Here is a 15,149-nt window from a genome sequence, read left to right as displayed (position 1 = left end):
AGCGGCGGCTGCGCAACCTCGGCTACTTCAAGGACGTGAAGATCACCAACGAGCCGGGCACGGCGCCGGACCGGGTGATCCTGGTGGTCACGGTCGAGGACCAGCCGACCGGCGAGTTCTCGGTCTCCGGCGGCTACTCGACCACCGATGGCTTCATCGGTGAGGTATCGGTCTCGGAGAAGAACTTCCTCGGCCGCGGCCAGTATGTCCGCCTCGCGGGCTCACTGGGGGAAGATACGCAGGGACTGGACTTCAGTTTTACCGAACCCTACTTCCTCGACTACCGCATCGCCGCCGGCTTCGACCTTTATTGGAAAGAGACCGAAGCGACGAGTTACAGCCCTTACGACTCGTCGATGGCAGGCGGTACGCTGCGCGTCTCCCTGCCGCTCACCGACGAGCTGACGCTGGGTCTGCGCTACAGCCTCTACCAAAAAGAGATCACGATCGACGAGGACACGATCGAGGATTACGGCACGCCGTCATGGGCGCTGCTCGAGATCAACAACGAGGCCTACATCACCTCGCTGGTCGGCTACACGCTGACCTACAACATGCTCGACAACAATCTCAATCCGACCGGCGGTTACCTGCTCGAGTTGAAGCAGGACTTCGCGGGCGTCGGGGGTGATGTCAACTACGTCCGGTCGACCTTCGACTCGCGCTGGTACATGCCGGTCTATGGCGACGCTGTCTTCATGCTGCGCGGCCAGGCGGGCAACATCTCCTCCTGGGGCGGCGAGGACCTGCGCATCCTGGACAACTTCTTCAAGGGCCCAGACCTGGTGCGCGGCTTCGAATCCAACGGCATCGGCCCGCGCGACCTTGCTTCGGGAAGCGACGGCTCCGATCCGGACGCGCTGGGCGGCACGCTCTACTGGGGCACAAGCGCGGAGCTGCAGTTCCCGCTGTCCTTCATGCCGAAGGAGGTCAATCTGAAGATGGCCTTGTTCGCGGATGCGGGCTCGCTCTGGGGGTACGAGGGCAACACGACCTTCACCAATATCAGCGGGTGGGAAGACAGTCTGACGGACTGCAGCGCGATACAGGGGTCGAAGACGAAGGGTTACGCCAATGTCTGCGTGGCCGACAGCGACTCCATCCGTTCCTCGGTCGGCGTCAGCCTGATCTGGCAGTCGCCCTTCGGTCCGCTGCGCTTCGACTATGCCTGGGTCCTCACCAAGGAGGATTACGACCAGACGCAGGCCTTCCGGTTTAGCGGCGGCACAAAATTCTAGATGAACGCAGTTGTAAAAAAACGACTGTGAAACTCGGGCCGCCGCTTGCCCTGATAGCAACTCGTTTTCTGACCTCGCCATCATGGGCGGGTTTTGATCGCTCCGATTTGTGTGCCGAGGACAGCGGTGTCGGAACGGCGGTGAACTGCGGGAGAACGGACGAAATCCCGCGATCGCGCGACGTCGGGGGCAGGCATGCGGGAATGGCCTACGGCACGCCGGCGCTGCCGTCTGTTGCGGCGGCTCCCGAGGCCGAGCATAGCGGGCTCGCCCCGAAGCTCTACGACTTCGGCGCTTATCGGATTCCGCCGGCCTGGGGTGAGATCAAGCTCGCCGCGGCACGGGCCGTCCGTTCGGCGCCACCTCCCGCCTCTGCCTCAGCACCGCCCCTTCGGCGCGTACTGGCGTGGCGGGGATGGCGGGGATAGGCTGGCAGCGCGCCGGCCCGCAGCAGCGCCGGTGCATCTTCGTCCGCCGCTCCCTCGCGGCACCGGCCGATAGCGCGCGAGCCGAAGGATCACCCCATGGCCGACAGTGTCCTCATCGTCGGCGCCGGGCCGGTCGGGCTGACCATGGCGCTCGAGCTCGCCCGCTACCGGGTGCCGGTGCGCCTCGTCGACGCGATGACGGCGCGGGCGAACACTTCGCGCGCGGTGGCGCTGTGGCCGCGCACGCTGGAGCTGTTCGCGCGTGCCGGGGGCGGGCTCTCGGACGAGCTGGTCGGGCTCGGCAACAGGGTCACCGTCGCCAACATCCTTGCCGGCGACGAGCCGATCGCCCGCGTCGAGCTCAAGGACGTCGCCACGCCCTATCCCTTCGTGCTGATGCTGCCGCAGAGCGAGACCGAGCGGGTGCTGGTGCGCCATCTGGAGGCGCTCGGGGTCAGCGCCGAGCTCGGCGTCGAACTCGAGGGCTTCGACGCCGACGGGGAGGCGGTGAGCGCCACGCTGCGCCATGCCGACGGGCGCGGCGAGAGCGTGCGTCATGGCTGGATGATCGCCTGCGACGGCGCCCACAGCGTGGTCCGCCACCACCTCGGCCTGCCCTTCGAGGGCGACACGCTCGGCAGCGACTGGGCGCAGGGCGATTTCCACATGGCCGGCGTGCCGTTCCCGGTCAACGAATTCGCCACCTACTGGCACGAGGAAGGGCCGCTGGTGCTGTTTCCGATGGGGCCGGACCGCTACCGGATGATCGTCGGACTCGGCGCCTCGGACGAGGCCTCGAGCCGCGCCGCGCCGCCGCCGGTGGAGACCTTCCAGACCCTGCTGGACCGGCGCGGGCCCGGCGGCATCGTGCTGCGCGACGCGATCTGGACCTCCGCCTTCCGCATCAACGAGCGCCAGGTCGCCCATTACCGGGCGGGGCGGGTGTTTCTCGCCGGCGACGCGGCGCATGTGCACAGCCCGGCCGGCGGGCAGGGCATGAACACCGGCATGCAGGACGCCATCAACCTCGCCTGGAAGTTCGCCCTGGTGCATCGCGGCCTGTGCACCGCGCCGGTGCTGCTCGACAGCTACGATCCCGAGCGCCGCGCGGTCGGCGCGCAGGTGATCGCGACCTCCGGCCGGCTCACCCGCCTCGCCACGCTGAAGAACCCGCTCGCCCGGCACATACGCAACGCGGTGATGCACTTCGCGCTCGGCCTGCCGCCGGTGCAGCATGTGCTGGAGGGCAACCTCACCGAGACCTCGATCGGCTATGAGGACAGCCCGCTCAACGGCGTCTCCTGGCAGGCGGGGGCGCGGGCCGGCGCGCGCGTGGCCCCGCGCGAGGACGAAGCGCCCTATGGCGCCGGCGACACGCCGCTCTTCACGCTGCGCGCGGGCGAGGGGGCGGGGCCGCCGCCGGCGGGGCTGTTCGAGGGCCCGGTCGATCCGGCGGTCCGGCCGAACCCGGCTGCGGGCGGAATCGAGCTGGTGCGGCCGGACGGCTATCTCGCCATGGCGGTCGCCGACGGCGAGTGGGAGCGCGTCGCCCGCTACATGGAGGCGCTCGGCGCGCGCCCGCCGGCCGCCGCAAGCCCATCGCCCTGAAGCCCATCCGCCGTCGGCTTCGCATGCATCCGTCATCGAGGACACATCCATGAGCGTCAGCTTTCTCCACTCTCCGGGAACGGAGCCGCCGATCAAGGTTCCCGCCATCGGGCTCGACCTGTTCGTGCGCCTGCCGCCCGCGGCGAGCGGGGGCGAATTCTGTTTCATCGAGACTGTCAACGCCCCCGGCGCCGGGCCGCCGCGCCACCGGCACCGCGAGGCGGAGATCTTCCGGGTGATCGAGGGGCGCTATCTCTACGAGGTGGACGGTCGGCGCTTCTTCGCCGAGGCGGGCGACGTGGTGAGCATTCCCGGCGGCGCGGCGCACGGCTTCGTCAACGTGACCGACGCGCCGGCGCGCCAGTACATCCTGATCGCCCCCGCGCTCGACGCGACCGCCTTCTTCACCGAGCTCTCCGGCATAATGCGTGACGGCATACCGGACCGCGACGCGCTGAACGCCTTCGGCGCGCGTTGGCAGGTGGAGTTCCTCGGCCCGCCGCTGAACCGCAACGAGCAGCCGACCTGACCCCGCGCGGCCTGTCAGCCGCGCCCGAACAGCCGGCGGAAGAAGCGCAGCAGGCGCGCGCCGAGCACCGAGCGGGCAGCGGCGCCGGCATCGAGCACACCCTCGTCGGGCGCGGCGGCGGGGGTGCCGGAGAGGGCCGCCTCGAGGTTGCGGACGAACTGGCGGGTGACGTGGTCGGCGACGTCGCGCACCAGCCCCGAGCGGCCGATCTGCGCCAGCGTGCCGGACAACAGGAAGGCGAGGGTGACATCCACCCGCGTGCCGCCCGGCGTGCCGGAACCCGCGTCGGCGACGTCGTAGCGGATCACCACGCGGGCGCGCGAATCGCTGTTGGCGTCGCGCCCGAGGCCGCGCACGGTGCCGCTCATGGCGGCCTCGTCGGTCTCGATCTCGGCCACCCCACCGAAGGCGCCGACGATCGGGCCGAGCTTGACCCGCACCTCGCCGCGCACGCTCTGCCGCCTGCCGTCCGTCACGCCGAGCGCGCTCACCCGCGCGCCGGGCATGCAGCCCGCCACCCGCCCGGCATCGGCGAAGAAGCGCCAGACGGTCGAGGGTGGGAAGGCGACGGTGAAGGACTGGGCGAGACGCGTGCCGTCCTTCATCACCTGATCCCAGTCCTGCGCGGCGATGTCGGCCGCGCCGTCGGTGTCGCTCTCCTCCACGGCGACGCCGGACGGCGCGGGCTGTGCGAGCTGCGCGGACGGCGCCTCCGGCCCGGTGCGGGGCTCGGGCGTGCGCGCGCCGACCGGGCCGAGCGCGCGCTCAACTGGCGCGGGCGCGGCGGGCGGCGCGGCCAGCACCTCACGGATCGCCGCGACGATGCCGACATAGCCGGTGCAGCGGCACAGATTGCCGCTCAGCTCGGCGCGGATGCGCGCCTCGTCCGCGTCGGGCAGGCGGGTGACGATGTCGCGCGCCGTGACCAGCATGGCCGGGGTGCAGAAGCCGCATTGCAGGCCGTGATGGCGCGAGAAGGCGGCGCGGAGCGCGTCCGTGACCGGGTCCGTCTCCAGCCCCTCGATGGTGGTGACGCTGGCGCCCTCGCAGGCAGCGGCGAAGGTGATGCAGGAGCGCGCCGGCACGCCGTCGATCAGCACGGTGCAGGCGCCGCACACGCCGTGCTCGCAGCCGACATGGGTGCCGGTCAGCGACAGTGTCTCGCGCAGATAGTCGGCGAGGCTGGTGCGGGCCGCCACCGGCGCGGCGGCCGGGCGCCCGTTGACGCTGAGGGCGACGGTTCTCATGCCCGCTCTCCTTCGCCTGCGCTCGCCTGCCGTGCGCTCGCCTGCGCGGCGGCGCGTGCCAGCGCGACCCGGGCCATGGCGCGCACATAGTCGTCCACCACGTCGCGCTCATCGAGCCGGCGGTCGAGCGCGGCCTCGTCCAGCCGCTGGTCCAACCGCTCGCCGAACGGGCCGCCGAAAAGCGGCGCGGCGTCGTCGATCACGATCGGCGCGGTGTCGAGCGCCCCGATGGCGGCGCGGAAGGTGCCGCGCCCGGGATCGGCGAACACGCCGGCGAGGCCGTGGGCGAACTCGCCCACCTTGGAGGAAAGCTTGGTCCAGCCCCAGCGCGCGCCCGCGCCGGCGACCGGCACCCGGATCGCGGCGATGATCTCGTCCGGCTCCAGCACGGTGGTGAAGGAGGCGACCATCAGCTCGCTCACGGCGACCTCGCGCCCGCCGCGCGGTGAGCGCAGCTCGGCGACGGCGCCGACGAGGGAGAGCGCGGTCAGCCAGTCGGCGGCCGGATCGGCATGGGCGAGGCTGCCGCCGAGCGTGCCGCGATTGCGCACCGCGCGGTAGGCGATGCGGCCCGCCACATGCGGCAGCAGCCCGGCGGTGACGTCCTCCACCCGGCCGTCCTCGATGTCGGCATGGGTGACGCAGGCGCCGATCACCAGCGCGTCCGCCCGCCGGGTGACGGCCCGCAGGGCGGGGATGGCGGTGAGGTCGACCACGCGTCCGGGCCGGGCGAGGCGCAGATTCATCATCGGACCCAGCGACTGCGAGCCGGCCATCGCCTTGGCACCGGCACCGGTATCGGCGAGCAGGCGCGCGGCTTCCACCAGCGTGCCGGGGCGGGCATAGTCGAAGACGGCCGGCTTCATGGCCTAACCCAGCGCGAAAGGCGTCTCACGGCTTCTCCCTCGGCGTCAGCGTATCGGTGACGAGATCGCGCAGCACCGCCATCTTCGGCATCGGCTCCAGCCGGGTGAGCGTCTCGGTGAGGCGGGCGATGCAGGCATATTCGACCCGCCCGTCGATCAGCATCGTGCATTCCTTGCAGACATTGGCGTTGAAGCAGGAATAGCGGAAGGCGAGGTCGCTCAGCCCCTCGCTGCGCAGGCGGATGAGGCCGTCGAGGACGGAATCGCCGTCCTGGAACGCCACCTCGTGAATTTCGAAGCGGCCGTCCGCGCGGTCGGTGCCGCGCCAGATCTCGAGCCGCGCGGTCTTCGTCGGGGGCGCGGTCATGGCGCGGCTCCGAAGCTCGAAACCAGCGCGCCGCCGTCGAGGCGGAGGAACTGGTTGCGGGTGAGGGCGGGGTCGGTGTCGGGGAAGTCGTCGCGCTGGTGCGCGCCGCGGCTCTCGCGGCGGCGCAGGGCGGCGAGGGTCAGCGCCTCGGCCGCCACCAGCCCGCCGCGCAGCTCGAACCACTCCACGAGGTCGGTGTTGTGGACCTTGTGATCGCCCACCGACAGAGCCGGCAGGTCGTCGGCCTGCATCTGCCGGATACGCCGGAGCGCCGCCTCGAGGTCGGCCTCGTTGCGGAAGGCGCCGACCTTCTCCCACATCAGCGAGCGCAGTTCGCCCAGCAGCGCCACCGGCGGCGGCCCGCCGGGACGCGCGGCGCGGCGTTCGCGCAGGCGCGCGAGATGGGGCGCGGCGGCCTTCTCGTCCCAGGCGGTGCCGGTGCGCGCCCGGGCATGCGCGGCCGCCGAGCGGCCGGCCCGCTCGCCGAACACCAGCGCCTCGGGCAGCGCGTTGCCGGACAGCCGGTTCGCCCCGTTCGCCCCGCCGACGATCTCGCCGGCGGCGTAGAGGCCGGGCACGTCGGTGGCGAGGTCCGGCGTCACCACGATGCCGCCCATCTGGTAGTGGGCGATGGGGAAGATCTCGACCGGCTGCTTGGAGATGTCGATGTTGTTGGACGCGAAGATGTCGATGAACGGGCCGAGCGCCGCCTTCAGCCGCTCGGGCGCGATGTGCTGGAAGGAGAGGTAGACGCCGCCATTGGGCGTGCCGCGCCCTTCCGCCACCTCGCGGTAGATGGCGTGGGTGAGCAGGTCGCGCGTGGTGTTGTAGCCCTCGCCGCCCTCGCCGTAGCGGGCGAGGAACTCCTCGCCCTCGCTGTTGAGCAGCCGGCCGCCGAGCTTGACCCGGGTCGGCTCCCAGGTGGTGGGGTCGAGCCCGACCATGCGCGGGGCGAGATGGCCGTTGGGGTAGAACTGCAGGAACTCGATGTCGACCAGCCGCGCCCCGGCCCTCAGTGCGAGGCCGAGACCCTCGCCGGCGGAGTTGGCCGGCGCGGTGGTGCGGCGGTAGAGCTTCGCCATGCCGCCGAGGCAGAGCACGGTGGCGCCGGCGCGGATGGTCACGCTCGCCCCGCCCGCAATGTCGAAGCCGACCGCGCCTGTCACCTCGCCATCGCTGACCACGAGGTCGGTGACGGTGACGTTGGAGAGCCGACGCACGGCGGCGTTGCGGCCGGTCTCGCGGCGCAGCGCGGCGGAGATCGCGGTGCCGGTGGAGAGGAAGTCGACATAGACGCAGCGCCGGCGGCTGTGGCCGGGCGCCAGCACCTGGGCGATGCGGCCCTCCTCGTCGCGGGCCCAGTTCACCCGCCACGCGCCGAGTTCGCGGATGCGCGTCGGGCTGCCCTCGCAGACGATGCCGGCCAGCGTCTCGTCGCACAGGCCCCGGCCGGCCTCGAGCGTGTCGGCGAGATGCGCCTGCGGCCCGTCCGGCTCGGCCTCGCCCAGCGCCGAGGCGCAGGTCATCTGCGCCATGATGGTGGCGCCGCCGCGCCCGACCACGTTCTTGTCGAGCAGGATCACCCGGGCGCCGTCCGCCGCGGCCGAGAGCGCGGCATACATGCCCGCGCCGCCGCCGCCGACCACCAGCACGTCGGTGTCGAAATGCAGCGTCTCGCCGGCCTCCGCGCTCATCGGGCGTCTCCGCGCCGGGCGGCGGCGAGCGCCTCGACGATGCGGCGCGGCGTCATCGGAAGCTTCAGCATCTCGACGCCGAGCGGGGCCAGCGCGTCGTTGACCGCGTTGGCGATCGCCCCGCCGGGGCCGATGGCGCCGCCTTCGCCCACCCCCTTCTGGCCGAAGGAAGTGTAGGGCGAGGGCGTCTCCATGTGCAGCACGCGCACATTGGGCACTTCGGCCGAGCCGGGCAGCAGGTAGTCGGCGAGCGTGGTCGCCAGCGGCTGGCCCTCGGGCGAGAACGGCATCTCCTCGAACAGCGCGGTGCCGATGCCCTGCGCGGTGCCGCCGATGATCTGGCCGTCCACCACCATCGGGTTGACCACCACGCCGGCATCCTCGCTGACCACGTAGTCGAGGATCTCCACCTGCCCGGTCTGCGGGTCGACCGCGACGACGCAGGCATGGGCAGAGCCGGTGTGGATGCCGGTGAGGCAGGCGGGGGCGTGGCCGGAGGTGACCTCCAGCCCGTGATGGTCGATGTCGGGCGGCAGGTCGGCCGGGGCGAGATAGTAGGCGCGGGCGATATCCTCCAGCGACACCGAGCCGGCGGCGGAGGCAACGCGCCCTTCCGCCAGCGTCACCTGGTCCGGCGTGGTCTGAAGGAGCGCGGCGCCGATCGCCATGACGCGGGAGGCGAGGTCGTCGCAGGCGGCGGCCACCGCGCCGCCGACCCAGACCATGCCGCGCGAGCCCCAGGCACCGCTCGAATAGGGCGAGAGCTCGGTATCGCCGAGCTTGACCTGTACCCGGTCCGGGTCGATGCCGAGATAGGAGCAGGCGACCTGCGCCAGCGTCGTCTCCAGCCCCTGGCCGATGGTCTGGATGCCGACCCGCACCTCCAGCCGCCCGTCGGGCGTGATGCGGGCGAAGGCCTGTTCGTAGAGAGTGCGGCGGGTGCCGTCGGCGGTCATGCCGTGGGCGGTCTGCTCGGAGAAGATCGCCATGCCGATGCCGATGCGCCGCCCGTCCGGCTCGCCCGCCGCCTGGCGCGCGCGCACCGCTTCGACGTCGATCGCCTCGAGCGCCATGCGCAGCAGCGCGGGATAGTCGCCGCTGTCGAAATGCTTGTCGGAGGCGTTGTCGTAGGGCATCTGCTCGGGGCGCACGAGATTGGCGTAGCGCACCGCCTCGGGGGTGCGCCCGACCGTGCGGGCGACGGCGTCGATCATCACCTCCATGGCGAAGCAGCAGCCCGGCCGCGCCACGCCGCGATAGGGCAGGTTCGGGCACTTGTTGGTGGCGATGGCCGCCGTACTGCAGCGATAGGCCGGGATGTGGTAGGGCCCCGGCAGGATGGCCGAGACCTGCGAGGCCTCGATCGCCGAGGTGAAGGGATAGGCGGAATAGGCGCCGGTATCGACCGCGCACTCGGCCTCGAAGCCGAGCAGCCGGCCTTCGGCATCCGCATAGGCGGTCATGTCGTAGGCGTGCTCGCGGCAATTGGCGTTGGCGACGAGCTGCTCGCGCCGGTCCTCGAGCCAGCGTACCGGATGGCCGCAGCGCATGGCGAGCCAGGAGAGGCAGACCTCCTCCGCGCCGAGGATCGCCTTGTAGCCGAAGCCGCCGCCGACATCGGGCGAGATGACGCGGATCTGCAGTTCGGGGATGCCGAGCACGCGGGCGAGGCCGTTGCGCACAACGTGCGGGAACTGGGTGGCGCCGTGCAGAACGAGCTGGGAGGTGCGGGTGTCCCACTCGGCGACGAAGCCGCGGCACTCGATCGGCGACATCACCTGGCGTGAGGTGCGGACCTGGCGGCGCACGCGCACCGGGGCGTTCGCGGCGATGTCGGCCATGTCGCCCTCGAAGGCGACGCGGACATAGACGTTGTTCGCCATGCCGTCGTGCACCTGCGCGGCGCCGGGCTGCTGCGCCTCCAGCATGTCGACGACGGCCGGCAGCTCTTCGTAGTCGAGCCGCACCTGGGCGGCGATGTCCTCGGCTTCCGCGCGCGTGTCGGCGACGCACATGGCGACGAGTTCGCCCACCTGCCGGATGCGGTCGACCACCAGCGGCGGCTGCTCGGTGGGGAAGAAGCCGGGCAGGGGAGAGACGGCGCGGATCGGGCTGACGTCCGACAGGTCGCTCGCGAGGAAGACGCTGGCACGCAGGTGCTCGGGCACGTGCACGCGCGTCAGCCGGGCATGGGCGACCGGGCTGCGGACGAAGGCGACCTCGCGCAGATTGGCGAAGCGCAGATCGGCGATGTAGCGCCCGCGCCCGTGCAGGAAGCGCTCGTCCTCCTTGCGCGCCAGCCGGGCGCCTATGCCCCGGCCCTGCGGGACGTCACGGACCTTCGAGACTTCGCTTCCGACGCCCACCGCCACCTCTCGCCAAGCGGAGCCCCGGCAAAGGGCTCCTCATGAAGGGAGGCTAACAGCGCGCTTGATTATATGAGAAAGATATAAAACTAATCCGGGTCATAGCTATTCTTAAAGATCGGCTCCGGCCGGTCCCGGAGAGGCGTCCGATGAGCCGCGCGCACTACACGCTGAAGCATCTGCGCTACCTCGTGAGCGTGGCGGACAAGGGCAGCATCACCGCGGCGGCGCAGGGGCTGCGGGTCTCGCAGCCCTCGCTCTCCATCGCCATCGGCCAGCTCGAGGACAGGTTCGGCGTGACGCTGTTCGTGCGTCACCAGGCGCGCGGGCTGGCGCTGACCCCGGCCGGGCGGCGGCTGGTCGCGGCCGCGCGCAACCTGCTGAAGGAGGCCGAGCGGTTCGACCATTTCGCGCTGGAACTTTCCGACGAGGTGGTGGGCACGGCGGAGATCGGTTGCATCCTCACCCTGGCGCCGGTGGTGATGCCCGCGCTCATGGCCGGCTTCACCGCCGCGCATCCGAAAGCCGAGCTGAACTGCCACGAGCGCGACCATCTCGGGCTGATCGAGGAACTGCATGGCGGTGCGCTGGAGCTCGCCGTGATGTTCGACCTCGGCATACCCGGCTCGATCGCCTTCGCCCCGCTCATGGCGTGCCCGGTCTACGCCCTGGTGCCGCCCGGCCACGCGCTGGCGAAGCGCGCGGCGGTGTCCATCGCGGAGCTGGCGGACGAGCCGATGATCCTGCTCGATCTTCCCCACAGTGCCGAATATTTCCGCCAGGTGTTCTGGTCGTCCGGCCGCTCGCCACGGGTCGCCTATCGCACCCAGTCGCCGGAAATGGCGCGCTCCATGGTCGCCAACGGGCTCGGCTACACGCTGTTCAACACGCCGTTCCGCAACGACCGCGCGGTGGACGGGCGGGCGGTGCGACGCCTCGCCATCGTCGACGACGTGCCGCCGCTGATGGCCGGGGTCGCCATGTTGCGCGACCACAAGCTGCCGCGCATCGCGGAGGTGGCGCGTGCCCATCTGATGGCCGCCACCGCGACCGGCGGCGAGGGGCAGGCACCGCTTAAAGGCCAACTTCCCGCCGGCGCCGGCGCGGCATAGCCTCCCGCGACCCGCGTCGCCGACAGGTGGCGAATCGCGGAAAAGGGGCGGCGTCCCGATGGCCGGCCGGTGGCCCTGCGCCTGTGCAGGACGGCGGCGGCCCGGCCGTTTCGGCAGCGCTGCGAGCAGAAGAGGAGTTCCCGACCATGACCGATTCCATGACCAACCCGCTCGGCGTGCACGCGCTCGTCTGGGTCGGCGACACGTCCCCGGAGTCGATCGAATTCGCAGTGCAGCGCACGGTCGAGGCCGGCTACGACCTGCTCGAACTGTCGCTGCACGGGCTCGACAGCTTCGAGGTCGCCCATGCGCGCGCCACCATCGAGGGGGCCTCGCTCAAGGTCGCCTGCTCGCGCGGCCTCTCCTTCGAGGCGGACATCTCGAACGAGGACCCGGCGGTGGTGGAGCGCGGCGTGCGGCTGTTACGCTCCTCGATCGAGAAGACGGCGGCGCTTGGCGGCGATATCCTCACCGGGGCGCTGTTCAGCGCGCTCGGCAAATATTCGCGGCCGGTGAGCGCGCGCGGGCGCGCCAATGCGGTGTCGGTGCTGCGCGACCTCGCCGGCGAGGCGGCGGGGCTCGGCGTCACGCTCGGCCTCGAAGTGGTGAACCGCTACGAGACCCACGTCATGAACACCGCCGCCGAAGCGCTGGCGCTGGCCGACGAGATCGGCGCCGACAATGTGATGATCCACCTCGACACCTATCACATGAACATCGAGGAGGACGATTTCGTCCGCCCGCTGCACCTGGTCGGCGACCGGCTCGGTTATGTGCATATAGGCGAGAACCATCGCGGCCCGCTGGGCTCGGGCCATATCGACTTCACCGGCTTCTTCCACGGCCTCGCCGATATCGGCTATGCGGGGCCGATCACCTTCGAATCCTTCTCCTCCGCCGTGGTCGCCGAGCAGCTCTCGGCCGACCTCGCCATCTGGCGCAACCTGTGGGCCGACGGCGAAGTGCTGGCGCGGCAGGCGATCGCCTATACGCGGGCGCAGCTCCAGGCCGCCCATGCCCGGCCGAGCGCACCGGCGCGGGCCTGAGAAGGCGGGCCGTCGCCGTCCCGGCGTCAGTCGCCGATCTGGTGCGCCAGCTCGGCGAGCTTCTCGGCGAAGTGCATCGTCACCGCATCGAAGCGGGCGCTGTTGCGGTGGACGATGGTCAGCGTCTGGGCGCCGACATCGGAGTCGCGGAACGGCACGAAGGCGAGCCCGCCGCGCAGCCGCTCCAGCTCGACATCGGCGCGGGTGAGCACCGTCACCACGTCCGCCAGCATCACGTTGCGCTTGAGCAGGTCGATCGAGTTGGTCTCCATCAGCGGCTCGATCGACACCCGCGCCTTGCGCGCCATGCGGTCGAAAAGCTGGCGCAGGGTCAGGTCCTCGGCCGGCAGCACGAAGGGGTAGTCGAGGCAGTTGCTCAGCCGCACGCTGGCGCGCGTCGCGAGCGGGTGTGAAGGGCGCACCACCGCGCCGAGGCTGCACGACACCCGGGCATGGACGGTGAGGCCGGTCTCGGAGGGAAAGTCGAAGCCGACGCCGAAATCCGCGTCCCCGCCCGCAACCACGGTGACGATGGCGTCCGCCGGCATGGCCCGCACGATGATCTTGGTGAGCGGATAGGTCTGCTGGAACTCGCTCACCACATGGGCCAGCACGTCGGCGGTCAGCGCCTCCAGCGTCGCCACCGTGATCTTGGTGCGCCGAAGCGTCTTCACGTCGCCGATGCGCAGCATCGCGCGGCTGTGGTCCTTCATGGTGTTGCGTATGTGCTCGACCAGGATCTCGCCGGCCGTGGTCAGCCGCACGCCGCGCGGCAGCCGCTCGAAGATCGGCAGGCCGAGCTCCTCCTCGAAGGCGATGATCTGCCGGTTGATGGCGGTGGAGGCGACGTTGAGCTTCTCCGCCGCCTGGCGGATCGAGCCGGCGCGGGCGACCTCGTCGATGTAGCGGATCAGGCGCGAGTGCAGCATGCGGCGCGAGGCTTCCCTGAACGGTGCCGGAAAGGCACCACTATGCTTCCAAATCTGTGCTTCTCAAGCGGCAGTATAATGCGGGAGCCTAGGGCGTACAGATGAACGGGAAGGCGCCTGATCCGCTTCGGCCGCCATCTTTCCCAAGCTGGTTGAAGCAAGGAGCTGACGATGAATCTGTCCGGCCTGATCGGTCGCGCCTCGAGCATCTGCATGATCGTCGCGGCGCTGGGCGCGAGCCTTCCGGGGGTGAGCCACGCGGCTGCGCCCGAGAAGGTGACGATCGCCACCGAGGGCGCCTTCCCGCCCTTCAACCAGACTGAGGCCGACGGCAGCTTCACCGGCTTCGAGATCGACCTCGGCAACGCCATCTGCAAGCATGCCGGGCTCGAATGCACCTGGGTGAAGCAGGACTTCTCCGGCATGATCCCGGCGCTGCAGGCGAAGAAGTACGACTTCATCTTCTCCTACATGTCGATCAACGACGAGCGGGCGAAGGTCGGGCTGTTCTCGATCCCCTACATCACCGACCAGTTCCGCTTCTACGGGCCGAAGGGCAGCGCCGTGACCCTGCCGGCGGGCCTCGACGGCAAGAGCGTGGGCGTGCTGTCCGGCTCCACCGGCGAGCGCTTCATCAAGGAAAAATGGGGTGATAAGGTCGATGTGCGCGGCTACGACAATCTCGACCAGGTGAATGCCGACCTCGAGGCCGGCCGCATCGACTACGGCTTCAACGCGCAGCTTCCGGTGAGCGTGTTCCTCGCCTCCCCGGAGGGCGCGGGCTATGCATGGTTCGGCCCGAGCTACAGCGACCCGCTCCTCGGGCGCGGCGCCGGCGCCATGTTCCGCAAGGACGAGACCGCGCTGCGCGACAAGGTCAACGACGCCATCCGCGCCGTCTATGCGGACGGCACGTTCAAGGAGATCGCCGCGCGCTACTTCAAGCCGGGCGTGGATGTGAGCGCCGAGCCGCTCTGGAAGTGACGGCCCGACCGAGCGGGTCGGGGAGACACGATGGACCTGTCCCTTCTGGCCTTCGGCTCGGGCTGGGGTGATGCGCTGGCGCGGGGGCTTCTCGTCACCCTCGCCCTCGCCGCCGCCTCGGTGGTTCTCGGCACCGCGCTCGGCCTCGGCGGGGCGCTGGTCGCCACCTCGCGCCGGCGCACCGCGGCGCGGCTGGTGGGCGGCTACGAGGTGGTGATGCGCAGCCTGCCGGAGCTGCTGGTCATCTTCGCGGTCTATTACGGCTTCTCCTTCGCGCTGCAGGCGCTGCTCGCCCCGTTCGGCGTCGACGGCTTCGTGGCGATCGACGCGTTCTGGGCCGGGGTGCTGGCGATCGGCATGGTGCACGGCGCCTATTGCTCGGAAGTGTTCCGCGGCGCCTTCGCCGCCGTGCCTGCGGGCCCGCTGGAGGCGGCCGCCGCGCTCGGCCTGCGCCCGCTGCCGACCTTCGTCACGGTGAAGCTGCCGCTGGCGCTGCGCTTCGCCCTGCCGGGGCTGATGAACCTCGTGGTGGTGACGCTCAAGGCGACGCCGCTGGTGGCCGCGGTCGGCCTGGAGGACCTGCTGCGGGTGGCGGGCGACGCCGGCAAGAACACGAAGCACTACCTGACCTTCTATCTCGCGGCGCTCGCGGTCTATCTCGTCCTCGCCGCCGCGATCTGGCTGGTCGAGGGGCGGATCGAGCGGCGCGCCTCGAAATTCCTGGGCGCCTGAGGC

General features: G+C 70.8%; 13 protein-coding genes. 7 read left to right on the top strand and 6 right to left on the bottom strand.

Annotated elements, in window-relative coordinates:
- The 3 genes from bamA to NVS89_RS19645 all read left to right on the top strand — a co-directional run.
- On the top strand, positions 1 to 1,238 hold a 1,238-nt coding region (gene bamA / locus NVS89_RS19655), incomplete at its 5' end, for an outer membrane protein assembly factor BamA (RefSeq protein ID WP_258734466.1).
- 524 nt (positions 1,239 to 1,762) lie between these two features.
- Positions 1,763 to 3,274 (top strand): FAD-dependent monooxygenase, encoded by a 1,512-nt coding sequence (locus NVS89_RS19650; RefSeq protein ID WP_258734465.1) that lies wholly within the window; start codon positions 1,763 to 1,765, stop codon positions 3,272 to 3,274.
- A gap of 49 nt (positions 3,275 to 3,323) precedes the next feature.
- Complete coding sequence (locus NVS89_RS19645) at positions 3,324 to 3,803, top strand: cupin domain-containing protein (protein ID WP_258734464.1); 480 nt, start codon at positions 3,324 to 3,326, stop codon at positions 3,801 to 3,803.
- Between the two features lie 14 nt (positions 3,804 to 3,817).
- Here NVS89_RS19645 and NVS89_RS19640 read toward each other — a convergent pair whose 3' ends face one another.
- Genes NVS89_RS19640 through NVS89_RS19620 form a run of 5 tightly spaced genes read right to left on the bottom strand, consistent with a single transcriptional unit; the run spans position 3,818 to position 10,343 of the window.
- Positions 3,818 to 5,050: a xanthine dehydrogenase family Fe-S subunit gene (locus NVS89_RS19640; protein ID WP_258734463.1), complete on the bottom strand. Its 1,233-nt coding sequence runs from the start codon at positions 5,048 to 5,050 to the stop codon at positions 3,818 to 3,820.
- Positions 5,047 to 5,916, bottom strand: a complete 870-nt coding sequence (locus tag NVS89_RS19635) for an FAD binding domain-containing protein (protein WP_258734462.1) — start codon at positions 5,914 to 5,916, stop codon at positions 5,047 to 5,049. Before NVS89_RS19635 ends, NVS89_RS19640 begins: the two co-directional genes overlap by 4 nt.
- Positions 5,917 to 5,941: 25 nt before the next feature.
- Positions 5,942 to 6,283 (bottom strand): 2Fe-2S iron-sulfur cluster-binding protein, encoded by a 342-nt coding sequence (locus NVS89_RS19630; RefSeq protein WP_258734461.1) that lies wholly within the window; start codon positions 6,281 to 6,283, stop codon positions 5,942 to 5,944.
- Positions 6,280 to 7,977 carry an FAD-binding protein gene (locus NVS89_RS19625; RefSeq protein WP_258734460.1) on the bottom strand — a complete coding sequence of 566 codons (1,698 nt, stop codon included), beginning with the start codon at positions 7,975 to 7,977 and terminating at the stop codon, positions 6,280 to 6,282. The genes NVS89_RS19630 and NVS89_RS19625 overlap by 4 nt, the downstream gene beginning before the upstream one ends.
- Entirely contained in the window at positions 7,974 to 10,343 is a 2,370-nt protein-coding gene (locus NVS89_RS19620) for a xanthine dehydrogenase family protein molybdopterin-binding subunit (RefSeq protein ID WP_258734459.1), read from the bottom strand. The genes NVS89_RS19625 and NVS89_RS19620 overlap by 4 nt, the downstream gene beginning before the upstream one ends.
- Before the next feature lie 149 nt (positions 10,344 to 10,492).
- On the opposite strand from NVS89_RS19620, the gene NVS89_RS19615 reads away from it, so the two are divergent.
- Positions 10,493 to 11,455, top strand: coding sequence for a LysR family transcriptional regulator (locus NVS89_RS19615; RefSeq protein ID WP_258734458.1), 963 nt, complete (start codon positions 10,493 to 10,495; stop codon positions 11,453 to 11,455).
- Positions 11,456 to 11,601: 146 nt separating this feature from the next.
- The gene (locus NVS89_RS19610) at positions 11,602 to 12,501 is read left to right on the top strand and encodes a sugar phosphate isomerase/epimerase family protein (protein WP_258734457.1); all 900 of its coding nucleotides are present in this window, start codon (positions 11,602 to 11,604) and stop codon (positions 12,499 to 12,501) included.
- A gap of 26 nt (positions 12,502 to 12,527) precedes the next feature.
- Here the strand turns inward: NVS89_RS19610 and NVS89_RS19605 are convergent, their stop codons facing one another.
- On the bottom strand, positions 12,528 to 13,430 hold the full coding sequence (locus NVS89_RS19605; RefSeq protein WP_258734456.1) for a LysR family transcriptional regulator: 903 nt from the start codon (positions 13,428 to 13,430) through the stop codon (positions 12,528 to 12,530).
- A 171-nt stretch (positions 13,431 to 13,601) separates the two neighbouring features.
- On the opposite strand from NVS89_RS19605, the gene NVS89_RS19600 reads away from it, so the two are divergent.
- Together NVS89_RS19600 and NVS89_RS19595 are read left to right on the top strand one after the other, a co-directional pair.
- The gene (locus NVS89_RS19600; protein ID WP_258734455.1) at positions 13,602 to 14,414 is read left to right on the top strand and encodes a transporter substrate-binding domain-containing protein; all 813 of its coding nucleotides are present in this window, start codon (positions 13,602 to 13,604) and stop codon (positions 14,412 to 14,414) included.
- Between the two features lie 30 nt (positions 14,415 to 14,444).
- Positions 14,445 to 15,146, top strand: a complete 702-nt coding sequence (locus tag NVS89_RS19595; RefSeq protein WP_258734454.1) for an ABC transporter permease — start codon at positions 14,445 to 14,447, stop codon at positions 15,144 to 15,146.
- Positions 15,147 to 15,149 lie beyond the last annotated feature (3 nt).

It is taken from the genome of Ancylobacter mangrovi, from assembly GCF_024752355.1.
GTDB classification, from domain to species: Bacteria; Pseudomonadota; Alphaproteobacteria; order Rhizobiales; family Xanthobacteraceae; genus Ancylobacter; species Ancylobacter mangrovi.
Note: the sequence above shows the minus strand (reverse complement) of the source record. Positions and strands in the feature narration are given on the sequence as shown.